This is a genomic window from Cupriavidus phytohabitans (assembly GCF_000426345.1).
In the GTDB taxonomy this organism is placed as follows: Bacteria; Pseudomonadota; Gammaproteobacteria; order Burkholderiales; family Burkholderiaceae; genus Cupriavidus.
Map to the genome: position 1 here is coordinate 53,399 of NZ_AUFE01000005.1, position 23,247 is coordinate 76,645.

The following is a 23,247-nucleotide window of genomic DNA, read 5'->3' on the forward strand; positions in this document are numbered from 1 at the left end:
CTCAGCGGAACAGCCTGGCCAGCCGGGCCATTGCCTCTTCGATGTTCTCGCGCGAGGTCGCATACGAGATGCGGATGTAGTCGCTTGCTGTATGCGGCCCGAAATCCTGCCCCGGCACCATCACCACGCCCGCATCGTGCAGCATCGCCTGCGTCAGCCGGTCGGCGTCGCCGGCGGCCGGGTGGTTGACGCCGCGGCAGTCGGCATAGACATAGAAGGCGCCGTCCGGGCGCACCGGCACGCGCAGGCCCAGCGATTCCAGCACCGGCACGATCAGGTCGCGGCGGCGGCGGAACTCGGCCTTGCGCTCATCGTAGATGGCAAGCGCCTCGGGCGTGAAGCAGGCGAGCGCCGCGTACTGTGCCACGGCGGAGGCGCAGATAAAGAGGTTCTGGGCGACCTTCTCGAACGCCTCGACCAGTGCATCCGGCACCACCAGCCAGCCCAGCCGCCAGCCGGTCATGTTGAAGTACTTGGAGAAGCTGTTCACCGTGACCACGTTATCGTCCAGGCTCAGCGCCGAGACCGGCGTCGCGTCGTACGACAGGCCCTGGTAGATCTCGTCGACGATGGCGAAGCCGTTGCGGGCGCGCACCGCCTGCAGGATGCGGTCGAGCTCGTCGGGCAGGATCGAGGTGCCGGTCGGGTTGGACGGCGTGGCCAGCAGCACGCCACGGGTCTGCTCTCGCCAGTTGGCCTCGACCTGTGCGGCGGTGAGCTGGAAGCGCTCCGCCGGGCCGCTCGGGATCATGCGCGCCGCGCCGTCGAAGGCGGCGACGAAGTGGCGGTTGCACGGGTAGCTGGGATCGGGCATCAGCACTTCGGCGCCAATCTCGACCAGCACCGCGCACGCCAGCAGCAGCGCGCCGGAAGCGCCCGCCGTGACGATCACGCGGCGCGCCGGGATGTCCAGGCCGTAGGCCGTCTTGTAATAGCCGGCGATGGCCTCGCGCAGCGGGTGGATGCCGAGCGCACCGGTGTATTGCGTGACGCCGCGGCGCATCGCCGCCTCGGCCGCGCGCACCACCGGCTCGGCGGCGGTGAAGTCCGGCTCGCCGATGCCCATGTGCACGATATGGCGGCCGGCGCGCTCAAGCTCGGCGGCCTGCTTGGCCAGTTCCATCACGTGGAAGGCATTGATGTTGGCGACGCGGGCGGCGGTGGCAAGACGTTGCATGTCCATGGCGATGGGGAGAGGCGGGCGGAGCCCGATCACAAAAAAAGAATACGTTTAAACGAAAACACCCGCCGCGGCGGGTGTTTCGTCAGGTCCTGGCCGGCGCGGAAGCCGGCCGGTGACCGCCTTAGCGGCGCGCCGCGACCTCGGCCGCGCGCACCTGGGCGGCGAGCTTGTCCAGCACGCCGTTGACGTACTTGTAGCCTTCGACGCCCCCAAAGGTCTTGGTCAGTTCGACCGCTTCGTTGATCACGACCTTGTACGGGATGTCGATGCAGTGCACCAGCTCGTAGCTGCCGACCAGCAGCGCGGCGCGCTCCACCGGCGACAGCTCGTCCACGGTGCGGTCAAGGAACGGCTCGAACGCGGCGGTCAGGCGGGCCTCTTCGCGCACGGCGCCGTTGAGCAGCGCGTCGAAGTGCTCGCGGTCGGCCTTGTTGAAGCCTTGCGCGTCATGCAGGTGGGCCTGGATCGCGCCGATGTCGTTGCGGTTCAGCAGCCATTGGTACAGGCCCTGCAATGCCAGCTCGCGCGAGCGGCGGCGCGCGCTCTTGGGCGGTGCCTTGGCTTCGGTGCGGGCCGCGGGCTTGTTGCCAGCGTTATTGCCGGCGGGCTTGCCGCCGTCATTGCCGCCCGCGTTGTCGGGGGCGTTGGACGTATCACTCATCATCGTCCTCATCGTCTTCCTGGCCGCGCAGCGAGTCCAGCGCATCGACCAGGTTAGCCATCTCCACCGCGGCGCGGGCGCAGTCGCGGCCCTTTTCGCGGGTGCGGGCATGGGCCTGCTCGTCAGTATCGACGGTCAGGATGCCGTTGGCGACCGGCACGTTGAAATCCAGGCCGACGCGGGTGATGCCCGCGCCGGATTCGTTCGAGACCAGCTCGAAGTGGTAGGTCTCGCCGCGCACCACGGCGCCGAGCGCGACCAGCGCGTCGAACTGGCCGCTCTCGGCCATCTTCTGCAGTGCCAGCGGCACTTCCAGCGCGCCGGGAACGGTCACCACCAGGGTGTCCTCGCCTTCGACGCCGAGCTTTTCCAGCTCGGCCACGCAGGCTTCGAGCAGTTCGGCGCAGACAGGCTCGTTGAAGCGGGCCTGCACGATGCCGATACGCAGGCCTTCACCGTCGAGGTTGCTGGGGTAGAAGCCGTGATCCATTGTTCAGTTCTCCAGTTTTCGGGGCGGCCGCGGCGGCGTGGCGCCGCGGCCGGGGTATTGGGGGAAGCTTAGTCCGGGAAGGCTCAGTCGGCCTGGCCGTTCATGGGTTGGTAGCCGGTCACTTCCAGGTCGAAGCCGGTCATGCTGGGCATGCGCTGTTTGGCGGCCAGCACGCACATCTTGCCGACGCCGACATCCTTCAGGATCTGCGCGCCCATGCCGTAGGTGCGCAGGTCCGGCTTGCGGCGGGGGCGGGTTTGCGGCGCGTCCAGCGCGGTGAACTGCGTGAACAGCTGCTCGACGGTGTCGCCGCAGTTCAGCAGCACGATCACGCCGCTGTCGGCCTGGTCGATGGCCTGCATCGCCGCCGGGATGCTCCACGAGTGCGTCGTGGACTTCACTTCCAGCAGGTCCAGCACCGAGAAGGGCTCGTGCACGCGCACCAGCGTTTCCTTGTCCGGCGTCGGCGTGCCGCGCACCAGTGCCAGGTGAGCCTGGCCGGTCGGCTTGTCGCGGTAGGCGATGCTGCGGAAGGTGCCGTATGGCGTCTGCATGTCGCGTTCGCCGACGCGCTCGATGATGCTCTCGGTACGGCTGCGGTAGTGGATCAGATCGGCAATGGTGCCGATCTTCAGGTCGTGTTCCCGGGCGAACTCGATCAGGTCGGGCAGGCGCGCCATGGTGCCGTCGTCCTTCATGATCTCGCAGATCACGGCGGCGGGCGTCAGGCCGGCCAGCGCGCCCAGGTCGCAACCGGCCTCGGTATGGCCGGCGCGGATCAGCACGCCGCCGGGCTGGGCCGTCAGCGGGAAGATGTGGCCGGGCTGGACCAGGTCAGCCGGCCTGGCGTCGCGGGCCACAGCGGCCTGCACGGTGCGGGCGCGGTCGGCGGCCGAGATGCCGGTGGTCACGCCTTCGGCGGCCTCGATCGACACCGTGAAATTGGTGCCGTGCTGGGTGCCGTTGCGGGTGACCATGGGGTGCAGGTCCAGCTGGCGGCAGCGCTCGGCGGTCAGCGTCAGGCAGATCAGGCCGCGGCCATGCTTGGCCATGAAGTTGATCGCTTCCGGCGTGACGAAGTCGGCAGCCAGCACCAGGTCACCTTCATTCTCGCGGTCTTCCTCGTCGACAAGGATGACCATGCGGCCGGCACGGATGTCGGCAATGATGTCTTCGGTACGGGCGATTGTCATGGCGTGCAGGACGGCAAATTGAGGCGAAACGAGCGAAATGCCGCGAATAAGGCGGACGGGAACGGTGGCCGCGTCGGAAGGCGGCCGGACTGAGGCGGGGCGTCGGGCCGGCCGGCCTTGGCATATACGCCCGGCAGGGTGCCCAGTCAAGCCCGCTATTGTACGCCAAGGCAGGCTGCACCGGCGGCCGTGCCGCGGGAAAGTGCGGCGCGGGGCCGGGCCTGGTGAACTCAGGGACTTACTTGCCGGCGTCGGCGGTGGACAGCATCCGCTCCACATAGCGCGCAATCAGGTCGATCTCCAGGTTCACGCGGGCGCCGGGCTTCAACTCCTGCAGCGTGGTGACCTCGACCGTGTGCGGGATCAGGTTGATCGAGAACACGCAGCCGTCGGCTTCGTCGCTGACGCGGTTGACGGTCAGCGAGACGCCGTTGACCACCACCGAGCCCTTGTAGGCCAGGTAGCGGGCCAGCTCGCGCGGAGCGCGGATGCGCAGCTCATGCGATTCGCCGACGGGCGCGAAATGCACCACTTCGCCCAGCCCGTCGACGTGCCCGGAGACCAGGTGGCCGCCGAGGCGATCGGCCAGCCGCAGCGCCTTCTCCAGGTTGACGCGCCCGGCGCGCTCCAGGCCGACGGTCTTGTCGAGCGACTCGCGCGAGACCTCGACGTCGAAGCTGTCCGCGCCCATGGCGATCACCGTCATGCAGGCGCCCTGGATCGCGATGCTGTCGCCGATGATCACATCGGACAGGTCCAGGCCGCCGGCGGCGATATGCAGGCGCACGCCGGCATCGGCGGCGCCCAGCGGGGTTACGGTTTCAATGCGGCCGACGGCCGCGACAATGCCTGTGAACATGGTGGTGTCTTCTGTCTTGGTCAATCTGGGTTGGGCGATCAGGCGTCGTTGCGGCGCGCGATCAGCCGCAGGTCATCGCCGATCTGCCGGATTTCATGCCAGCGGAACTGCGCGGCATCCTGCAGCCGCGCTAGCGGCGGCAGGTTGAACATGCCCTGCGCATCGCCGAGCAGCTTGGGCGCCAGGTAGATCAGCAGCTCGTCGGCGCAGTGTTCGCGCACCAGCGAGCCATTGAGCTTGAAGCCCGCTTCGACGTGCAATTCGTTGATGCCGCGCCGGCCCAGTTCCTGCAGCATCCGGGGCAGCTCGACCTTGCCATGCGGGTTGGGCAGGACCACCACTTCGGCGCCGCGCGCTTCCAGCGCCCGCTGGCGTTCGCGGTCTTCCACCGCGCAGAACACCAGTACCGGCTTGGCGAACTCGCCGGCGTCCGGGGTCAGGATCTTTGCGTCGAGCGGCACTTCCAGCCGCGAATCGACCAGGACCCGCTGCGGCTGGCGTGGGGTGGCGAGCGCGCGCACGGTCAGCGCGGGGTCGTCGTCGCGGACCGTGCCGATGCCGGTCAGGATCGCGCAGGCGCGTGCGCGCCAGGCATGGCCATCGTCGCGAGCCGCCTGGCCGGTGATCCACTGGCTGGTGCCGTCATGCAGCGCGGTGCCGCCGTCCATCGACGCCGCCACCTTGACCCGCACCCACGGCAGCCCGCGTGTCATGCGCGACACGAAGCCGATATTGAGATCGCGCGCTTCCTTTTCCAGCAGGCCGCAGCGCACGTCGATGCCGGCATCGCGCAGCCGCTGCAGGCCGCGTCCGGATACCGAGGGGTTCGGGTCTTCCATGGCCGCCACCACCCGCGCCACGCCGGCGCGCACCAGCGCATCGGCGCATGGGGGCGTGCGGCCGAAGTGGCTGCACGGCTCGAGCGTGACGTAGGCGGTGGCGCCGTCCGGATCCAGCCCGCGCGACAGCGCGTCTTTCATCGCCTGGATCTCGGCATGGTCCTGTCCGGCCGGCTGGGTGTAGCCCTGGCCGATGACCTTGCCGTCCTTGACCAGCACGCAGCCGACGCGCGGATTGGGCGTGGTGGTGAACATGCCCCGCGCGGCGAGCGCGAGGGCCTGTTGCATGGCGGCGTGGTCGGTATCGGAAAACATGGCGCCTGTAGCTCGTGGCCGGTTTGCGGTGGATGGAGGAGAGTCTGTCCGGGGTTCCAGGGTTACGGCGGCTCAGGGCCGTCCGCCGCGTCGCAATCGCTGTCGCGGCCCGGCGTGCAGAGCCGGATGCGGCCCTGGGCGCCAAGCCGCACCTGGCGCTGCGCGCCGCGGCAGCTGAGCGCGAAGGTGGCGGCCTGGAAGCCGCCTTGCTCAGACCGAGAGTATCCCACAGGCAGGAATTTCAGCCCATTGGTGCCACGGGCGGTCTGGCGCAGGGTGACTGACAGGCAGGCCATGCCGGGCTCCACGACGGACAGTACGGTGCGTCCCTTTATGGCGCCGGGGTTCGCGACCAACTGCCAGCCATGATCCAGCGTAGTCTCCCCCGCCAGCGGTTCAAGCATCACTTCCGTGCGCCGTCCCAGCGCGGTGGCCCGGGCCAGCGCCAGCGACGCCGCCAGGCGGTCGGCGGCGAGTGCGACCTGCTGGCGGGCGAGCAGGTCCTGGAATGTCGGATAGGCCGCCGCGGCAAGGATGGCCATGACGGCCAGCGCGGTCAGCAGCTCCGCCAGGGTCAGGCCGCGCTCGCCGCGCTGGATGCGGTGGATGCGGTGGATGCTGGCAGGGCGGGCGGTCATCAGCACTCCGGGGGTCTTGCCTGTGCCGTGGCCTGGCCGGCGGGCAGCACCAGCCATTGACCGGTGCTGCGCAGGATCAGCACACCGCATTGCGGGTCGGGCTGCCGGGGCTCGGCGCGCAATTCGACGCAGGCATCCAGTGTTTCCTCCGCGCACGCACCGGCCGTCAACGTGTGCCGGACGGTGCCGGTGGCGGGTATCTGCCGCGGCCATTGGCCGGCGGGGACGTCTGCGCCAGGTTCCGCGGCGAATGTCATGGCGCCTGCGGCGTGGCGCTCCAGTTGCAGCATCGCCTCGGTCAGCGCCGCGCGGGCCTGTGCGCGCCAGCCCCGCTGCAAATAGTGGTGCCATGCCGGCAAGGCAATGGCCGCGAGCACGGCAACGATCGCCAACGCCGTGGCAAGCTCGATCAGGCTGAAGCCATGTCCCTGGCGGCAATGTTTATAGGCAAGGCTCATGGCTTGTCCTCGGTTGCCGGTCCGATGATCTCGCGCCACCGCAGCCTGCCGGTCCGACGGCTGGCCAACGTTTGCGTCAGCAGCGTGGCCCCCTTGCCGTCGGCCGCCCACAGCGACAGTGCGTACGCCTCGCTCGCGGACAGGCCCGGCGTTGTAGCTCCGCCTGGCACTGGCGTAGTGTTGACGAAGACGGTTGCCCCCGCCGGCAGCACCTGGCCGGTTGCCATGTGCACGGCTTGCCCAAGGATGTCCCGAACCACGGAGTCGCCGGTCGCGGCAAGTACGAGGTAGCCACGCCGGACGCCGTCAGGCGTGCGTGTCACAAACATCAGGTGGCCGGGAAACACGGATTCGAGCTGCTCGACCTGCTCGCCGGGATGGGGCAGCGTCAACTGCCAGCCGGCGTATGGCGCGGCGTCGGCCTTTGCCGCGGGCGCGCGCAGGATGTAGCCGCCGTCGCTGGCTTGTATTGCGATCTGCGCAGGCACAGCGCCCGGCGTGCTGCCCTGCGCCGGGTCCGGAACGGCCGACAGGCCGTTACCACCGCCATAGACCACGACCGGCGCCGTCGGCGAACCGAGCAGCACCGGTGCCTCGTCCACCGGAGGCTGGGCCTGGCCCGGCGTGCTGTGCAGGCAAGCGGCCGCGCCCGCGCCCGCCAGCGGGAATCGCCACAGCTGCCCGGCGTTGTCCGTGGCATAGGCAGCGACTGCCTGGCCTGCCATGTCGGCCAGCACGCTGACGGCGATGAGGTCGGCCATTGCCGGCTTGTCCGCGCAGTCGCGCTCGGGCAGCGGCAGCAAGCGAGGCGCGTACTTCCCCGCCCATGCCGCGCCCGCGGGCTTGTCCAGGGACAGCAGCAACAGGCCGGAGCGGCCATAAAGCGCCCGGTCCAGCGTGACGACGGCATGCCAGCGCACGCCAGCCGTATCGGGCATGCCCGCCGCACGTATCGGGCCGCGCGCGGAGATGGGCAGCGTGTCGGAGGCGGTGGCTTCCCACAGCATGCCGAAGGGCTGCAGTGCCTCCGGATCTGACACGTCGAGCGCCAGCACCGCGGCCGGGTTGCCGGTGGCAGGGCTGCCGACGATGCCGCAAAGCAATACCGTGCGCCATTCGCCGCGCACGGTCACGTCCTGCGCTTCGGGGCGTGGGCAGGGCGCCGGCAGCAGCGGCGCACCGGCCTGCGGCAGTGCGAGGGCATAGGGCAACAAGGTCCGCGGCAGGTAGGCCGCGCGCTCGTCGCCGGTGACCGCATCGAAGGCATGCAGCAGGCCATCGGCGGTGCCCAGCCAGGCCATGTGCCGGCGCAGCCCGTAGCGCACGCGAAAGGCGGTGTGCCCGGGTTTGCCGGGTGCCCATGCCGGCGGCGCCACCACGCGCACGCGGGCCCCCGCGGCATGGCCGAGGGCTGTGTCGCGCGGCCGCAGTCCCGACACGGACTGTGCGCCGCGCAGCCAGTCCAGTCGGGCGCTCTGATCGCCGTTGCCGCTCGTTGCCGCGGCTGGCTCCACCAGTTGTTCCGGTGCTTCATCGGTGGGCGCCGACGATGTAACGATGCGACGCGATGCCGGGGGGCGCTGGTCCAGCAGGTTGCCGGCTTCCCAAAGGTAAGACGCCGGCGAAGCGCCTGCCGCCCCCTGCCAGCCGAGCGCGAACAGGCGGCCGGTCCATGGGTAGGCCCCCTCTGTGGTGCGGTAAGCGAGCGGCAACCGCCCGGCATCGGTGTCGGCAGCGGCGGCGCTCAGCCAGGTGAAGGCAAGCACAATCACGGCAAGGTGTCTCATGGCTGGACCTCGCTCTGCACGACTGCGCGTACAGCCCGGCTGCGCCCGAAGCCGATGGCCGTGATCCGGATCCTTGGGCCCGGCTGGCTGGTGGCCGGACTGTCCGCTACCGCATGGCCGGCCGGCGCCTGGTCCAGCAGCTCGGCGACGTAGCGGGGCAAGTCGCGCGTCCCGGCGGTGCCTGGCGGCAGCACGGGCAGCGTTGCGCCGGTGAAGCGGCCCAGCGGCACGCCGACCGCATCGGCGTCGGCACCGGCCAGCAGCCATGGTTGCCAGACCGGCGTGCCGCCTGCAGCAGGCAGGCAGATGCCGGCCTGCAGTCCGGTGCCGCAGTGGCCGGGTTCGGGCATGGGGTCAAGACGGCCGCTTTGGCCCTTGCCTGCCGCCGCCGCCAGCAAGTCGGCTTCGCCATCGAGCAGCGCGACCTCGGCCGCCCGGAATGCGATCTCGCGATCCAGTTGCATGACCGTGAGTTGCCGGCCGGCCATCAGCATCTGCAGCGTGGCGGCGGCCAGCAGCAGGACCAGCAGCAGCATCGTGCCGCATAGCAGCAGCGTGGCGGCGCCTGACTGGCGCGCGGGCAGCGGTTGTCGGGTCAGCATAGCGTGTCCTGGCAGCGTGGCAGGTTGCGCAGCCGTACCGTGGTGGCGAAGACGCGGCGGGCGGTGCCTGGCACGCCCGGGCCGGCGGCATCCAGGTCGGCGGCGGCGCTCCCGGCGGGTGGCGGCGGCTCGGCGTTCTCCTGGCCCGCCGCCGAGCCGGGCCGGTCGCCACGCACGGCCAGCGCGACCTGCACGGCCAGTACGCGCTCCCATGCCGCTGCGCCCTGCGCCTGGATCGTGGCGGCCGGTTCATAGCGGTCGGCCACGCCGTCGCCGTCGGTGTCCAGGCCGTAGCGGAACTGCAGCGACTCGACGCCGCGGACCAGCGCGCCGGAAGTCCAGCCGGTGCCATCGATCGTCCCCTGGCGGCGGGTCGGGTAGCGGCACAGCAGCTGCGGCACGCCATCGCTGCCGGCTGTGACGTAAATCAGGTTGGCCGCGACGTAGTCAGGCGTCCCGTAGGGACCGGCCTGTTGCGCGGCGACGCCATAGCCGCTGCAGTCGGTCATGGTCTGGTCCGGTTGCGCCAGCGCTCCCGGCAGGCCGCTGCCGTCGAAACGCACCAGCAGCGCATCGCTGCGTCCGACCCCGGCCCTGGCGCAGGACGGCAGGGGGCCGATGGCTGGCTGGCCGCAATTGTCGGCACCGCTGACGGCAGGGAATGCCGTCACTGCGGCGGTCGCCGCGCCCGCCGGTGCCATCCGCCAGCCGGCCTGCCGCAGCAACAGCGTGATGACGGCCAGCGCGCGCTGGCCGCGCTCTTCGAGCAGGATGCGATCGGCGATCACGAGGTATGCCGCCTGTGCCGCGAGGAATGTCGATACCGCGGCTGCGGCAACAACCAGTCCGAGCGTCATGCCGACCAACAGCTCCACCAGCGTGTATCCCGGCATGGTGCGAAGTCTCAAGGCCGCACCCACAATGCCATGCCTGACAGGCCATCCGTGCCGCCGCTCCATGTTGCGGTAACCAGCTTGTCAGCTTCCGCGCAAAGGCGCAGCGTCGGCGTTCCGGCGCACCGGTCAGGTATCGCCACGGCAGCGTCGGTCTCGGCGAACTCAAGCGCAAGGCGCGCTGACCGGTTGATGGTTTCCTGCTCGCGCAGATGGCCCATTGCCTGGGGCGCGAGGCCCATCAAAGGCAGCAGCCCTGTGCCCAGGACGAACAACGCGCAAAGCGAATCGTGCAGCGTGAAGCCATCTGGTCCACGGCGGGTACTGGCGAGCTGTGGCGTGGACGTACGGTAGCGATGCAGATGCGGCATGGGGAGTCAGCGTGACTGGCAGGGACCCCCAAGATAGCTGCCGGACGTGCGCGGCTACGTTTCCGAGCGTGAAGAATCTGCGGAATGTTGTGTCGGTTCAGCGCCGGCGAGGGCTGGCTGCAACTCGCCTCACTGGCACGCTGTCGACTGCGTCGCCTGCGGCCGGCAGACACGCACCCGGCCGAGCTGGCTGATGTCGACCAGCCGCTGGTTGCCGTTGCCCAGCGTCAGCAGCAACTGCGCGGATTGCATGACATCCGCCAGCGTGCGCGTATAGCCGACTGGCGAGAGTCGGTCCACTGCGTGTAGACCGGGAAGCCGTCCTTGTAGGACGCATAGCTCGAAATCGCTTCCGGCGTCGGCTGCTGGCCTTGCAGGTAGCGGATGCTTTCGTAGTACAGCTCGCTGACCGGGTCGAGCGACTTGTACACGCCGGAGCGGCCGAACTGGTTCAGGTAGTTCTTGTCGACCGTGGACGCGCCGACATACGAAAAAGGCGTTCCGACTTCGTTATTTTGTTATTTCGGACTGCTTATTTCGGCCTGCATTCCGGCCCTTTTTGTGTCTTTGCACGGGCTCGAATGGAATGCAACGGGGATTAAACAACTAGTAATTCGTTACTTTTGCTACCCCTTCCGAGGGGTGGACGCCGCGAACTCGTCCAGTACGTCGCGGAATTCCGACACATCCTCGAAACTCCGGTACACCGACGCAAAGCGGATATAGGCGATCTTGTCGAGCTTGCGCAGCTCGCGCATCACCAGCTCGCCGACCTGGCTGCTGGCGATTTCTTTCTCGCCCAGCGACAGCAGTCTTTCCTCGATGCGGGTGATGGCTTCATCGATGGCTTCAGCCGAGACCGGACGCTTGCGCAACGCCAGGCGCATCGAATCCTTCAGCTTGGCGCGCGCGTAGTCGACGCGCGAGCCGTTTTTCTTGACGATGGCGGGGAAGAACAGCTCGATCCGCTCATAGGTGGTGAAGCGGCGGTCGCAGGACTCGCAGCGGCGGCGCCGGCGTACGGCATCGCCGTCTTCCGACATGCGCGTGTCGAGCACCTGGGTATTGGAATGACCGCAAAAGGGGCATTTCATGCCTGACCACCTTCAGTTGAATTCCGCCGCCTGTTCCGCGTGGGTGTTCCGCGGAGGCGGGGCGGGTTGGCGAGGCCCGCAAGCCGGACCGCCTGTGTCATGTGACAGGGCGCGGCTTGCGGGGCTGCCGGCCACCCTCGCGGGTGGCCTGGAAGCATCAGCCGTAGACCGGGAAACGCTTGGTCAGGGCAGCCACCTGCTCGCGCACGCTGGCGATGTTGGCGGCGTCGTGCGGGTTCTCCAGCACGTCGGCGATCAGGTTGCCGACGATGCGCGCTTCTTCTTCCTTGAAGCCGCGGGTGGTCATGGCCGGCGAGCCCAGGCGGATGCCCGAGGTCACGAACGGCTTTTCCGGATCGTTCGGGATGGCGTTCTTGTTGACGGTGATGTGCGCCTCGCCCAGGATGCGCTCGGCGTCCTTGCCGGTGATGTTCTTGGCGCGCAGGTCGACCAGCATCACGTGGCTTTCGGTGCGGCCCGAGACGATGCGCAGGCCGCGCGCGATCAGGGTCTCGGCCAGCACGGCGGCGTTCTTCACCACTTGCTGCTGGTATTCCTTGAACTCGGGCGTCAGCGCTTCCTTGAACGCCACCGCCTTGCCGGCGATCACGTGCATCAGCGGGCCGCCCTGGATGCCAGGGAAGATCGCCGAGTTGATGGCCTTCTCATGCTCGGCCTTCATCAGGATCACGCCGCCGCGCGGGCCGCGCAGGCTCTTGTGCGTGGTGGTGGTGACAAAGTCGGCGTGCGGCACCGGGTTCGGGTAGACACCAGCGGCGATCAGGCCGGCGTAGTGGGCCATGTCGACCATGAAATAGGCACCGATCGACTTGGCGACGCGGCTGATGCGCTCGAAGTCGATGCGCAGCGCGAAGGCCGAGGCGCCGGCGATGATCAGCTTGGGCTTTTTCTCTTGCGCCAGCTTTTCCAGCGCGTCGTAGTCGATGTCTTCCTGCGCGTTCAGGCCATAGCTGACCACGTTGAACCACTTGCCGCTCATGTTCAGCGCCATGCCGTGGGTCAGGTGGCCGCCTTCGGCCAGGCTCATGCCCATGATGGTGTCGCCCGGCTTGAGCACGGCGAAGTACACGCCCTGGTTGGCCTGCGAACCCGAATTGGGCTGCACGTTGGCGGCCTCGGCGCCGAACAGCTGCTTGACGCGGTCGATGGCGAGCTGCTCGACCATGTCGACAAACTCGCAGCCACCGTAGTAGCGCTTGCCGGGATAGCCCTCGGCGTACTTGTTGGTCAGTTGCGAACCCTGCGCGGCCATCACGGCCGGCGAGGTGTAGTTTTCGGAGGCGATCAGCTCGATGTGGTCTTCCTGCCGCTGGTTTTCCTTCTGGATGGCGGCAAAGACCTCAGGGTCGATCTGGTCGATCGTGAAACGGCTGCGTTCGAACATGGCGAGACTCGTCTGAAAAAAGGGAATCCGATTCAAGCATCGGGAGCATCGGTTAGGGCGCGCGGGGAAGGCTAGCGGCGACCGGCGCTGGCGGCACTTTGCAGCCGTCGGCGCAGGGCGCACCCTGCTTCCCATTCGCTGCCCAGGCGAGCGGCAGGCGTGTGAAACGACACGCCAGAGAACTTGCGCTTCCTCGTGGTAGTGCCCACTGACTTCGCCAGTCGCGCAAGGTGGAATGGTTGCGCGCAGTGTAGCGCGTAGAGTGCGCCCGCCGCAAGCCGTCAACCCGCCAGCCAAGGCTGGTCAAGGGCTGGCCAGCAACTTGCTGTTGCAAACTCGTACCGCGGGTTTACACGAAACCGCGTTCGCTCTCCGTTACAATCGCGGCCATGACAAACTTTGTCTGGACCCTGCGGGTGTACTGGGAAGACACCGACGCGGGTGGCGTAGTGTTCTACGCCAACTACCTCAAGTTCTTCGAACGGGCCCGCACCGAGTGGCTGCGTTCGCTCGGTATCGAGCAGCAGGCGCTGGCCGACGAGGCCGGCGTGGTCTTCATCGTCCGTAGCACGGCGGTGGACTACAATGCGCCCGCCCGCCTCGATGACCAGCTCGAGATCCGAACGCGCATCGACCGGGTCGGCCCGGCCTCGGTCCAGTTCACGCAGGAAGCCTGGCGTGACGAGCTGATGCTTGCATCCGGCGCCATCCGCGTCGGATGTGTCGATCGAAGCACTTTCCGTCCCGCCCCGATTCCCGCCCCCGTCCTAGCTACCATCAAGTCCGCCCGATGAATCCCGTGACCGTCACGCAAGACATGTCGATCGTAACGCTGGTGCTCCACGCCAGCCTGCTGGCACAGGCCGTCATGGCGCTGTTGCTCGTCATGTCGCTGTTTTCGTGGACCTATATCTTCCGCAAGCACCTGGCGCTGCGCTCGGCGCGCACCCAGACAGAGGGGTTCGAGCGCGACTTCTGGGCTGGCGGCGACCTGCAGGCGCTATATAACAGTGCCGTCAACAACCGCCACAACACCGGCGCGCTCGAGCGGATCTTCGAATCCGGCATGGGCGAGTTCCTGAAGGCGCGCGAGCGCGGCAACGATTCCGGCGCGCTGCTCGACGCGGCCCGCCGCGCCATGCGCGCCGCCTACCAGCGCGAGATGGATGTGCTCGAGTCGCACCTGCCGTTCCTGGCCTCGGTGGGCTCGGTCAGCCCGTATATCGGCCTGTTCGGCACGGTGTGGGGGATCATGAACGCATTCCGCGGCCTGTCAAATGTGCAGCAGGCCACGCTGGCATCGGTGGCCCCCGGCATTGCCGAGGCGCTGGTGGCCACTGCGATCGGCCTGTTCGCGGCGATCCCGGCGGTGATCGCCTATAACCGCTATGCCACCGAAATCGACCGCCTCGCGATCCGTTTCGAAAGCTTCATGGAAGAGTTCCTGAACATCCTGCAACGGCAGACCCGCTAACCGAATCCAAGACAGGCAGTCCGGGTGACCGCCCGGGCTCCCGTCGTTTCCAGGAGTCCTGCAATGGCAGCCATTCAGCGCCGCGGCGGTTCGCGCCGCCGGGCAAGCGCCGACATCAATGTCGTGCCATATATCGATGTCATGCTCGTGCTGCTGGTCATCTTCATGGTGGCAGCGCCGATCGTGAGCCCCGCCACCGTGGACTTGCCCACCGTGGCCAACGCCACGCCGCAGCAGAAGGCGCCGCCGATCGTCGTCACCGTGCACGAGAACGGCGACCTGACCGCGCGCGGCAAGGACAACGCCGGCAATGCCTTCGAGCGCAAGCTCGATAAGCAGGGCCTGCTCGATTTCGTGCACCAGCGCCAGAACGAGAACCCGGACCAGCCGGTGGTGATCGCCGCCGACCGTTCGGTGAAGTATGAAGCCGTGCTCGATGTCATGTCGGTCCTGAAGGCCGACGGCATCAAGCGCGTGGGCCTGATGGTCAAGTCCAAGACTTCCTGACGCGTTGAACCCGTATAGAAGCCGCATTGATGCGCCCGACTGACAGCCTTTGCGATTGCCGTTGCGCCCGATGAATACCGTCGCCGCCTATCCCTACCAGCCGGTGAAAGAGCGGGGAACCATGCGTTCCTTCACGCTCGCGCTCGTCATGCACCTGCTGCTGGGCATCGTGCTGTATTACGGCGTGCACTGGCAGAGCAGCACGCCGGTCGGCGCCGAGGCCGAGCTGTGGGAAGAGATTCCCGCCGCCACCGCGCCGCCACCGACGCCGCGCGAGCCCGAGCCCGAGCCGGTGGTGCAGCCGCGCCCCGTGCCCGCGCCGCCGGCGCCGCAGGTGAAGAGCAAGGTCGAGGAAGACGCCGACATCGCGCTCGAGAAGAAGAAGCGCCAGGCCGAGGCCGCTGCGCGCGAGGAAGCCGAGCGCAAGGAAGCGGCCCGCAAGGAGGTCGCGCGCAAGGAAGAGGCCCGCAAGGAAGAGGCCCGGAAGGAAGAGGCCCGCAAGGAAGAGGCGCGCAAGGAAGCCGAGCGGAAAGAGGCCGAACGCAAAGTGGCCGAGCGCAAGGAAGCTGAACGCAAGGAAGCGCAGCGCAAGGAAGACGCGAAGAAAAAGGCCGCGCAGCAGGAGCAGGACCGCAAGGAACAGGCGGAGCGCGAGCGCAAGGAAGCCGCCGACGCCAAGGCCAAGGCGCAGGCCGACGCCAAGGCGAAGGCCCAGGCCGAGGCGAAGGCCAAGGCACAGGCCGATGCCAAGGCCAAGGCGCAGTCGGAGGCGGCTGCCAATGCACAGCGCAAGAGCGAGCTGGCGCGCCTGCAGGCGCTGGCCGGTGGCGGCGCCGGCGGCGGCGGCGTGGGCAGCACGACCGGCGCGGGCGCCGGTGGCGGCGGCAAGGCGTCGCCGGGCTATGCCGACCGCGTGCGCCGCCGGGTGAAGCCGAACATCGTGTTCACGGAAGACGTGCCAGGCAATCCGAGCGCGGTGGTATCGGTGCGACTGGCACCGGACGGCTCGCTGATGTCCGCGCGGCTGTCCAAGTCCAGCGGCAATTCGGCGTGGGACAACGCCGTGCTGCGCGCGGTCGAGCGTTCTGACCCGCTGCCGCGCGACGAGGACGGCAAGGCGCCGGCCAGCTTTACTATCACCTTCCGGCCGAAGGACTGAGTGACCGGCACGCCATGATTTGCAACATAATGCAACCTTCATCGCCGGCTTTTAGTCCCAACGCTACGATGGCAGGTTGCCTGACGCAGCCGGCAGTGTGCAGACCGCACGCACAACGGGGATGCGCCATGCGCGGTCCTGCCCGTGTTGCCGTCTGCCTGATTCCTGCCGTGCCCGACGAATCTTGAAATCGACTGAGGAGCAGCATGCGAAAGCTTTGGGCCCCCAACTGGCTGTCCGAGAGGCGGCACAATGCAAACCAACGAGCCGCCCGCCGGGCGGGACGCCGCGCGCTGATGGCGTGGCTGGCCGCGGCACTGACCGTGGCCGCCGGCGCCGCGCACGCGCAGCTCAACGTTGAAATCTCCGGGGTCGGCTCCAGCCAGATCCCGGTCGCTACCGCCAATTTCCAGGGCGAGGCCCAGGCCCCGCAAAACCTGACCGCGATCATCCGTGCCGACCTGGCGCGCAGCGGCCGCCTGCGCAATGTCGACCCGGGCGGCGCCACGGTGGCGGAATCCGCCAATGTCGACCTGGGCAGCTGGAAGTCGCGCGGCGCCGACGCCTTCGTCGCCGGCAGCGTGACCCCGGCCGGCGGCGGCCAGTACGAGGTGCGTTTCCGCCTGTACGACACGGTCAAGGGCCAGAGCCTGGGCGGGCTGGCCTTCACCGTCAACCAGGCCCAGCTGCGCGTGACCGCGCACAAGATCGCCGACTACATCTATGAAAAGCTGCTGGGCGAGCGCGGCGTGTTTGCCACGCGCCTGTCGTACGTGTCCAAGGTAGGCGGCAAATACCAGCTGCTGATCTCGGACTCGGATGGCCAGAACTCGCAGGTGGCGCTGACCAGCAACGAGCCGATCATCTCGCCGTCGTGGTCGCCGGACGGCCGCCGCGTGGCCTATGTCTCGTTCGAAGCCAAGAAGCCGGTCGTGTACGTGCACGATCTCGCCAGCGGCAAGCGCACGCTGGTGTCGAACCAGAAGGGCAACAACAGCGCGCCGTCGTGGTCGCCTGACGGCCAGCGCCTGGCGCTGGCGCTGTCGCGCGACGGCAATACCCAGATCTACCAGGTGAACGCCGACGGTTCGGGCATCCGCCGCCTGTCGCGCAGCAGCGCCATCGACACCGAGCCGCAGTACTCGCCCGATGGCCGCAGCATCTACTTCACCAGCGACCGCGGCGGTGCGCCGCAGGTCTATCGCATGCCCGCCGGCGGCGAAGAAGCCGGCGCGGCACAGCGTGTCACCTTCAAGGGCAGCTACAACGTGAGCCCGCGCGTCTCGCCGGACGGCAAGTACCTGGCGTACATCTCGCGCGCGGGCGGCTTCAAGCTGCAACTGCAGGACCTGAGCAACGGCGACGTGACGTCGCTGACGGATACGGCCAACGACGAGGCCCCGAGCTTCGCCGCCAACGGCAAGTACATTCTCTATGCCACCCGCGTGGGCGGTCGCGCGGTGCTGGCGGCGGTGTCCACTGACGGGCGTACCCGGCAGGTTCTGTCCCTCCAGTCCGGCGATGTTCGCGAGCCGTCCTGGGGTCCTTTCATGCAATAACAGGAGTCATTCACCATGCCCCAACTGATGAGCAAAACCCTTGCCGTCGCCGCACTGCTGGCCCTGGGCGCCTGCAGCTCCGGCGTCAAGCTGGACGACACCGCCAACGGCGCCGGCAAGGCCGGCACGGGTGCGGACCCGCGCGCCGTCACGCCGGTGACCGCTGCCGATCCGTTGAACGACCCGAACAGCCCGCTGGCCAAGCGCAGCGTGTACTTCGACTTCGACAGCTACACCGTCAAGTCCGACTACCAGGGCATGCTGACCGAGCACGCGAAGTACCTGGGCGGCAACAAGGGCCGCAAGATCCTGATCCAGGGCAACACCGACGAGCGTGGCACCAGCGAGTACAACCTGGCGCTGGGCCAGAAGCGCGCCGAAGCCGTGCGCCGTTCGCTGGCCTCGATGGGCGTGCCCGACGGCCAGATGGAAGCCGTGAGCCTGGGCAAGGAAAAGCCCAAGGCCACCGGCCACGATGAAGCCTCGTGGGCGGAAAACCGCCGCGCGGACATCAACTACTGATCTGCGGACTGACCCTCCATGAAAGCACGCGTATCCACCCTGTTGTGGCTTGCCGCCGTCGCCGGCGGCGGCATGCTCCCGCTCACGCAGGCGCAGGCCGGTGTGTTCGACGATGACGAGGCCCGCAAGGCGGTTATCGGCCTGCGCGACCAGTTCAACGGTTTCCAGGCGACCGCCACGCAGCGCATCGAGCAGAACAGCCGCACCACGCTCGACATGCAGAACCAGCTCGAGGGCATGCGCCAGGAAGTGGCGCGGCTGCGCGGCCAGAACGAAGTGCTGCAGAACACGGTGGACACGCTGCAGAAGCAGCAGAAAGACTACTACGCCGACCTCGATGCGCGCCTGAAGAAATTCGAGCCGCAACAGGTCACGGTCGAAGGCCGCGAAGGCGTGTCGCAGCCGGGCGAAAAGCCCGAATATGACGCCGCGCTCAAGCAGTTCCAGGCGGGCGACTTCAAGAGCGCAGGGAATTCGTTCTCGGCGTTCGTCAAGAAGTACCCGCAGAGCCCGTACCTGCCGCTGGCGCAGTACTGGCTCGGCAACTCGCTGTATGCGCAGCGCGACTACAAGGGGTCCACCTTCGTGCTGCAGAACATGGTCAACGCCAGCCCGACGCACCCCAAGGTGCCGGACGCGATGATCGCCATTGCCAACAACCAGCTCGAGTCCGGCCAGAAGGCGGCCGCGCGCAAGACGCTGGAGCAGGTGGTGGCCAAGTATCCTGGCACCGAAGGCGCACAGGCGGCGAGCAACCGGCTCAAGACGCTGAAGTAAGCGTCGGCGGCGGCGCGCCGCCCGCTGCTGCAAGGCCCGCTTCGGCGGGTCTTTCTCGTTTGTCGCGCTAGAATATGCGATTCGCCTGAATGTTCTTGCGCGCCGCCCCGGTGCGCCTCCCGCACCATGACCAAACGCGCCATCGTCCTGCTTTCCGGCGGACTCGACTCCGCCACCGTACTTGCCATGGCCCGCGCCCAGGGTTTCGAGACCTATGCGCTGTCGATGCGCTATGGCCAGCGCCACTCTTCTGAACTGGAGGCCGCGAAGCGCGTGGCTGCGGCGCTGGGCGCCACCCGCCACGAAATCGTCGACCTCGACCTGCGCCGCTTCGGCGGGTCGGCGCTGACCGACGACGCGCTGGAAGTGCCCACCGACGGCACCACCGGCGGCATCCCCGTCACTTACGTGCCGGCGCGCAACACCATCATGCTGTCGCTGGCGCTCGGCTGGGCCGAGGCCGTGGGTGGTCGCGACCTCTTCTTCGGCGCCAATGCGGTGGACTACTCCGGCTACCCCGATTGCCGGCCCGAGTACGTCGCCGCCTACGAAACCCTGGCGAACCTCGCCACCAAGGCGGGCGTCGAGGGTGACCGCTTCCGCATACACGCGCCCATCATCGACATGACCAAGGCCGAGATCATCCGCGCCGGCATCGGCCTGGGCGTCGACTACAGCCTGACAGTGTCGTGCTATCAGGCCGACGACGACGGCCGCGCCTGCGGCGTGTGCGACTCGTGCCGGATCCGCCGCGCAGGCTTCGAAGCCGCAGGCGTGCCCGATCCGACCCGCTACCAGGGCGCCGCCTGAACATCCCGAACTGAACGCCGGCAGAAGCCGTCCCCCTCCCAACGACATGCCTGAAATCGACCTTGCCGCGCTCTCGCGCACTGTGCTGCTGAGCACGTTCGTCCTGACCTTCCTGTTCGGCGCTGTCCTGCAGCGCACGCACTTCTGCACCATGGGCGCAGTCTCCGACGTGGTCAACATGGGCGACTGGACCCGCGCGCGCATGTGGGGCCTGGCCATCGGCGTGGCCATGATCGGCACCGGCGTGCTGGCCTGGACCGGCGCAGTCGATCCGACCAAGACCATCTACGCCGCCAGCAAGCTGGGATGGCTGTCGGCGCTGGCGGGCGGGCTGATGTTCGGCTTCGGCATGGTGCTGGCATCGGGATGCGGCAGCAAGACGCTGGTGCGCATCGGCGCGGGCAACCTGAAGTCGCTGGTGGTGTTCGTGTTCCTGGGGCTGTCTGCCTACATGACGCTGCGTGGCCTGTTCGGCGTGGTACGCGTCAACACCGTCGACGCGGTGGCGGTCACGCTGCCAACCACGCAGGACCTGCCGTCGATACTGGCGCAGGGCACGTGCATGGGGCGCGGCGTGCTGCAGCTCGGTCTCGGGCTGCTGCTCGGCGGCGTGCTGGTGGTGTGGGCGCTGGCGGGCCGCGGCTTCCGCTCGTTCGACAACCTGCTCGGCGGCATCGGCGTCGGACTGATCATCGTGGCGATGTGGTACGTATCCGGCCACCTGGGCTACGTCGCCGAGGATCCGAACACGCTCGAAGAACTGTTCATGTCGACCAACTCGGGCCGCATGGAAAGCCTGAGCTTCGTCGCGCCGTACGCCTATACGCTCGACTGGCTGATGATGTTCAGCGACAAGAGCAAGGTGCTGACCATCGGCATCGTCAGCGTGTTCGGCGTGATCGCCGGCGCGGCGGTCTATGCGCTGGCCACGCGCACGTTCCGCTGGGAAGGCTTCGGCAATGCCGAGGACGTGGCCAATCATATGGTCGGCGGTATCCTGATGGGGGCGGGCGGCGTGACCGCGCTGGGCTGCACGGTGGGGCAGGGGCTGTCAGGCGTGTCGACGCTGGCAATCGGGTCCTTTATCGCGCTGGCCGGCATCCTTCTGGGTGCAGTGCTGGCGTTCCGCTACCAAATGTGGCGGTTGGAACGCATGGTGTGAATGGCGAACGCTTGACAGTCCGGATGCTGTGTCACTATAATCGCGGTTCTGTTTTTTCGGGTCGTTAGCTCAGTCGGTAGAGCAGCGGACTTTTAATCCGTTGGTCGCGTGTTCGAGTCACGCACGACCCACCAGCATTCGAAGTACACGAAGGCCTGCGCAATGCGCAGGCCTTCGTCGTTTTCAGGTCGCAAAACGCATCCTCCAAGGGATGCGGTCTCCGTCTCCTCGCGTTGCGCACACCCCAGGCGATGCCGCCGCAGCCGCCAGCGTGCGGATTCCAGCGCAAAAGCCCGCGAAATCATTGGTTTAACCAGATCGAGTTAGAGACTTGTTGTCTTATCCACATGAGAATGAGCAGCGGACCTGGCATGGCAGGCGCGGCGGGAGACACAGATGAATTGAGCCGGGCCACCACCTGGCAGGATTCCATATGCGGCAAGCAGGTGAATCGTCACCGGCCAGTGGCCACGTGCTGCGCATCATCTGGCCGTTCGTTCCGGTTGTGGTCGCGCTGGCGTTGTTCAGCATCGCCAGCCTTGACCTGTTGTCGGCCGCGCGTGCCTTCGTCGCCGGCGAGAGCCAGTGGTCCAAGGGCCAGAAGAATGCGGTGCTGCATCTGCTGCGCTACGGCGAAGACCGCAATCCCGCGGATTTCACCGCTTATCTGGCCGCCGCTGGGCGTTTCTGCCTGTATGCACAAGAGATCGTGCCGGCGCAGCCGGATGCCGCCGCGAGCCCAGGGGGCCGCCATATCGAACTGCTGCTGCGCATGCTTGATGAGCGCGGCCGGCTGGTGCCGCCGATGGCTTTCGTGCCGGCGTGCGAGCGCTACAACCTGATGCCGATGATCGACCGCTGGGTGGTCGAGACCGCCTTCCGCGCGCTGGCGGGCCGCCAGGGGGAGATTGCCACCTGTGCCATCAACCTGTCTGGCTCGTCGCTGGCGGATATCCAGTTCCCCGAGTTCGTGCGCGAGCAGGCGCAGCGCGCCGGCATCGCGCTGGACGGCATCTGCTTCGAGATCACGGAAACGGCGGCGATCGCCAACCTCGCCCAGGCGGGATCATTCATCCGGCAGCTGCAGCGGCTCGGCTGCAGTTTCGCGCTGGACGACTTTGGCGCTGGCATGTCGTCGTTCGCGTACCTGAAGCACTTGCCGGCGGCCTACCTGAAGATCGACGGCAGCTTCGTGCGCGACATGCTGGCCGACCCGGTCAACCTGGTGATGGTAGAGGTGATCCAGCGCATCGGCCATGCCATGGCCAAGAAGACCATCGCCGAATTCGTCGAGAGCGAGGCCATGCTCGAGCGGCTACGCGAACTGTGCGTCGACCTGGTGCAGGGCTTTCATATCGGGCCGCCGCAGCCGTTCGCCCCGTGCGGGCTTGCCGCGATGGTGCCATCCGCGGCGGCGCGGACGGGCTGAGGCGCAAGCGCGAGCCTCAGGGAACGAGCGGGTCGCGGAAGCCGGTGTCGGCCGCAGCCGCGCCCGGCGAGGGGGAAGCCGTGGTGTCCGGCGCGGTGGCAGGCGGAATCGCCTGCCGCTTGGCGTCACGCCAGGTGTTGTAGACCCAGTACGCCGCGCCGGCCGCCAGGCCGACCTTGGACAGCTTCCAAGTCCAGCGCAGCACCGGCGTGCGCCGGAGCAGCGGCAGCGCCAGCGTGACGGCGGTGCTCAGCAGCGGGTAGTCCTTGGTGATGCCCGCCACTTTCATCAGCGAGCCGGGCCGCGCGATGCGCGGCAGCCAGCTGGCAAAATTTCCCAGCCGGCGCGCGCCGCCGCGTACCTGGTGCAGCGCCTGCAGGCAGTCGTGGCGTTCCAGCGCCGCGCGCGTGAGCAGCAGTTCCTTGCGCACCTCCAGCGGCAAACGGACTTCCTGCGTGAAGCGGACGGGCCGTGTGTGCTCGCGGCGGTTGCGCTCGTTCGCGCCTTCTTCGGGTTCCAGGGTGGTCATCGGCGCAGGATCTCCCGGTCTTTGTCGATTTCGGCGAGCGTGGCCTCGAACATCGGCGGGGCGTTACGCACCAGGTTGCGCGCGTACGCCAGGCAGCCGGCGCACAGCAGCAGGTAGACGATCACCAGCACGCCCAGCGCCTGCCAGCCGTAGCTGTTCCAGAACAGGATGGTGACGAGCGCGGTAAAGGTGACCAGCGCGATGCCGAAGAACACCAGCCCGAAGCAGGCCAGCAGCGCGACCTTCATCAGGCGCGTGCGTTCCTCGGCGAATTCGACGCTGGCGAGTTCCAGGCGGGTCTGGACCATGGCAACCACCGAGTTGAGGAGGTTGCGCACGGATTCCAGCAATTTGGGAGAGGGGGTGGGTTCGCTCATGGATTCGCTCGGCGGCTCCGGCGTGAAAGCGGCACGCCGGCCTGGCCGGGCGTGCCATTCTGCGGACGGGGCCGGGCGCCGCTGTGCGGGCCCCCGGGCCTCTGGCAACCCGCGCCTCGCCCGGGTTGCCGCTCTGGTGCGGCAACTGGCGCCG

Annotated in this window: 28 protein-coding genes, 1 tRNA gene and 1 riboswitch; of the genes, 11 read left to right on the plus strand and 18 right to left on the minus strand. The window is 67.9% G+C overall.

Going from position 1 to position 23,247, the window contains the following annotated elements; genetic code table 11:
- Position 1: 1 nt before the first annotated feature.
- The 16 genes from K309_RS0105305 to glyA all read right to left on the minus strand — a co-directional run bounded on the left by K309_RS0105305 (position 2) and on the right by glyA (position 12,788).
- On the minus strand, positions 2 to 1,183 hold the full coding sequence (locus K309_RS0105305) for a pyridoxal phosphate-dependent aminotransferase (protein WP_029045445.1): 1,182 nt from the start codon (positions 1,181 to 1,183) through the stop codon (positions 2 to 4).
- Between the two features lie 121 nt (positions 1,184 to 1,304).
- Complete coding sequence (gene nusB / locus K309_RS0105310) at positions 1,305 to 1,844, minus strand: transcription antitermination factor NusB (protein ID WP_029045446.1); 540 nt, start codon at positions 1,842 to 1,844, stop codon at positions 1,305 to 1,307.
- Positions 1,837 to 2,334, minus strand: a complete 498-nt coding sequence (gene ribH / locus K309_RS0105315; RefSeq protein ID WP_029045447.1) for a 6,7-dimethyl-8-ribityllumazine synthase — start codon at positions 2,332 to 2,334, stop codon at positions 1,837 to 1,839. The genes nusB and ribH overlap by 8 nt, the downstream gene beginning before the upstream one ends.
- Before the next feature lie 83 nt (positions 2,335 to 2,417).
- Positions 2,418 to 3,527: a bifunctional 3,4-dihydroxy-2-butanone-4-phosphate synthase/GTP cyclohydrolase II gene (gene ribBA / locus K309_RS0105320; protein WP_029045448.1), complete on the minus strand. Its 1,110-nt coding sequence runs from the start codon at positions 3,525 to 3,527 to the stop codon at positions 2,418 to 2,420.
- Positions 3,528 to 3,765: 238 nt separating this feature from the next.
- Positions 3,766 to 4,386 carry a riboflavin synthase gene (locus K309_RS0105325; protein WP_029045449.1) on the minus strand — a complete coding sequence of 207 codons (621 nt, stop codon included), beginning with the start codon at positions 4,384 to 4,386 and terminating at the stop codon, positions 3,766 to 3,768.
- Positions 4,387 to 4,424: 38 nt separating this feature from the next.
- Complete coding sequence (gene ribD, locus K309_RS0105330; RefSeq protein WP_029045450.1) at positions 4,425 to 5,540, minus strand: bifunctional diaminohydroxyphosphoribosylaminopyrimidine deaminase/5-amino-6-(5-phosphoribosylamino)uracil reductase RibD; 1,116 nt, start codon at positions 5,538 to 5,540, stop codon at positions 4,425 to 4,427.
- Positions 5,541 to 5,602: 62 nt separating this feature from the next.
- Entirely contained in the window at positions 5,603 to 6,178 is a 576-nt protein-coding gene (locus K309_RS0105335) for a GspH/FimT family pseudopilin (protein WP_051320345.1), read from the minus strand.
- The gene (locus K309_RS0105340; RefSeq protein WP_029045452.1) at positions 6,178 to 6,636 is read right to left on the minus strand and encodes a type IV pilin protein; all 459 of its coding nucleotides are present in this window, start codon (positions 6,634 to 6,636) and stop codon (positions 6,178 to 6,180) included. Before K309_RS0105340 ends, K309_RS0105335 begins: the two co-directional genes overlap by 1 nt.
- Positions 6,633 to 8,423, minus strand: coding sequence for a pilus assembly protein (locus tag K309_RS0105345; RefSeq protein ID WP_029045453.1), 1,791 nt, complete (start codon positions 8,421 to 8,423; stop codon positions 6,633 to 6,635). The genes K309_RS0105340 and K309_RS0105345 overlap by 4 nt, the downstream gene beginning before the upstream one ends.
- On the minus strand, positions 8,420 to 9,025 hold the full coding sequence (locus K309_RS0105350) for a pilus assembly protein (RefSeq protein WP_029045454.1): 606 nt from the start codon (positions 9,023 to 9,025) through the stop codon (positions 8,420 to 8,422). The genes K309_RS0105345 and K309_RS0105350 overlap by 4 nt, the downstream gene beginning before the upstream one ends.
- On the minus strand, positions 9,019 to 9,933 hold the full coding sequence (locus tag K309_RS0105355; RefSeq protein WP_029045455.1) for a PilW family protein: 915 nt from the start codon (positions 9,931 to 9,933) through the stop codon (positions 9,019 to 9,021). The genes K309_RS0105350 and K309_RS0105355 overlap by 7 nt, the downstream gene beginning before the upstream one ends.
- The gene (locus tag K309_RS41570; RefSeq protein ID WP_029045456.1) at positions 9,930 to 10,289 is read right to left on the minus strand and encodes a type IV pilus modification PilV family protein; all 360 of its coding nucleotides are present in this window, start codon (positions 10,287 to 10,289) and stop codon (positions 9,930 to 9,932) included. The genes K309_RS0105355 and K309_RS41570 overlap by 4 nt, the downstream gene beginning before the upstream one ends.
- A gap of 129 nt (positions 10,290 to 10,418) precedes the next feature.
- Positions 10,419 to 10,541, minus strand: a complete 123-nt coding sequence (locus K309_RS43765; protein WP_255360097.1) for a hypothetical protein — start codon at positions 10,539 to 10,541, stop codon at positions 10,419 to 10,421.
- Positions 10,517 to 10,720, minus strand: a complete 204-nt coding sequence (locus tag K309_RS42380) for a hypothetical protein (protein ID WP_029045457.1) — start codon at positions 10,718 to 10,720, stop codon at positions 10,517 to 10,519. The genes K309_RS43765 and K309_RS42380 overlap by 25 nt, the downstream gene beginning before the upstream one ends.
- Positions 10,721 to 10,915: 195 nt before the next feature.
- A complete protein-coding gene (gene nrdR / locus K309_RS0105375) occupies positions 10,916 to 11,383 on the minus strand; it encodes a transcriptional regulator NrdR (RefSeq protein ID WP_029045458.1) in 468 nt (155 codons plus the stop codon).
- A 157-nt stretch (positions 11,384 to 11,540) separates the two neighbouring features.
- Positions 11,541 to 12,788: a serine hydroxymethyltransferase gene (gene glyA / locus K309_RS0105380; protein ID WP_029045459.1), complete on the minus strand. Its 1,248-nt coding sequence runs from the start codon at positions 12,786 to 12,788 to the stop codon at positions 11,541 to 11,543.
- Between the two features lie 133 nt (positions 12,789 to 12,921).
- Positions 12,922 to 13,023: riboswitch (ZMP/ZTP riboswitch) on the minus strand.
- 154 nt (positions 13,024 to 13,177) lie between these two features.
- Here glyA and ybgC point away from each other — a divergent pair.
- The 11 genes from ybgC to K309_RS0105435 all read left to right on the plus strand — a co-directional run bounded on the left by ybgC (position 13,178) and on the right by K309_RS0105435 (position 22,187).
- Entirely contained in the window at positions 13,178 to 13,582 is a 405-nt protein-coding gene (gene ybgC / locus K309_RS0105385) for a tol-pal system-associated acyl-CoA thioesterase (RefSeq protein WP_029045460.1), read from the plus strand.
- A complete protein-coding gene (gene tolQ / locus K309_RS0105390) occupies positions 13,579 to 14,262 on the plus strand; it encodes a protein TolQ (protein WP_029045461.1) in 684 nt (227 codons plus the stop codon). The genes ybgC and tolQ overlap by 4 nt, the downstream gene beginning before the upstream one ends.
- 63 nt (positions 14,263 to 14,325) lie before the next feature.
- Positions 14,326 to 14,769, plus strand: coding sequence for a protein TolR (tolR, locus tag K309_RS0105395; protein ID WP_029045462.1), 444 nt, complete (start codon positions 14,326 to 14,328; stop codon positions 14,767 to 14,769).
- Positions 14,770 to 14,839: 70 nt separating this feature from the next.
- Positions 14,840 to 15,928, plus strand: a complete 1,089-nt coding sequence (tolA, locus tag K309_RS0105400; RefSeq protein WP_051320348.1) for a cell envelope integrity protein TolA — start codon at positions 14,840 to 14,842, stop codon at positions 15,926 to 15,928.
- A 206-nt stretch (positions 15,929 to 16,134) separates the two neighbouring features.
- Positions 16,135 to 17,487 (plus strand): Tol-Pal system beta propeller repeat protein TolB, encoded by a 1,353-nt coding sequence (gene tolB / locus K309_RS0105405; protein WP_029045464.1) that lies wholly within the window; start codon positions 16,135 to 16,137, stop codon positions 17,485 to 17,487.
- A gap of 15 nt (positions 17,488 to 17,502) precedes the next feature.
- On the plus strand, positions 17,503 to 18,009 hold the full coding sequence (gene pal, locus K309_RS0105410; RefSeq protein WP_029045465.1) for a peptidoglycan-associated lipoprotein Pal: 507 nt from the start codon (positions 17,503 to 17,505) through the stop codon (positions 18,007 to 18,009).
- 18 nt (positions 18,010 to 18,027) lie between these two features.
- Positions 18,028 to 18,786: a tol-pal system protein YbgF gene (ybgF, locus tag K309_RS0105415; RefSeq protein ID WP_029045466.1), complete on the plus strand. Its 759-nt coding sequence runs from the start codon at positions 18,028 to 18,030 to the stop codon at positions 18,784 to 18,786.
- A gap of 126 nt (positions 18,787 to 18,912) precedes the next feature.
- Positions 18,913 to 19,596 carry a 7-cyano-7-deazaguanine synthase QueC gene (gene queC / locus K309_RS0105420; RefSeq protein ID WP_029045467.1) on the plus strand — a complete coding sequence of 228 codons (684 nt, stop codon included), beginning with the start codon at positions 18,913 to 18,915 and terminating at the stop codon, positions 19,594 to 19,596.
- Positions 19,597 to 19,642: 46 nt separating this feature from the next.
- On the plus strand, positions 19,643 to 20,758 hold the full coding sequence (locus K309_RS0105425) for a YeeE/YedE family protein (protein ID WP_029045468.1): 1,116 nt from the start codon (positions 19,643 to 19,645) through the stop codon (positions 20,756 to 20,758).
- A gap of 58 nt (positions 20,759 to 20,816) precedes the next feature.
- Positions 20,817 to 20,892: transfer RNA gene (locus K309_RS0105430), tRNA-Lys, on the plus strand.
- Between the two features lie 299 nt (positions 20,893 to 21,191).
- Entirely contained in the window at positions 21,192 to 22,187 is a 996-nt protein-coding gene (locus K309_RS0105435; RefSeq protein ID WP_029045469.1) for an EAL domain-containing protein, read from the plus strand.
- A 16-nt stretch (positions 22,188 to 22,203) separates the two neighbouring features.
- On the opposite strand, the gene K309_RS0105440 is transcribed toward K309_RS0105435, so the two are convergent.
- On the minus strand, positions 22,204 to 22,716 hold the full coding sequence (locus K309_RS0105440; protein WP_029045470.1) for a DUF3318 domain-containing protein: 513 nt from the start codon (positions 22,714 to 22,716) through the stop codon (positions 22,204 to 22,206).
- A complete protein-coding gene (locus tag K309_RS0105445; protein WP_029045471.1) occupies positions 22,713 to 23,093 on the minus strand; it encodes a phage holin family protein in 381 nt (126 codons plus the stop codon). The genes K309_RS0105440 and K309_RS0105445 overlap by 4 nt, the downstream gene beginning before the upstream one ends.
- Positions 23,094 to 23,247: the final 154 nt, after the last annotated feature.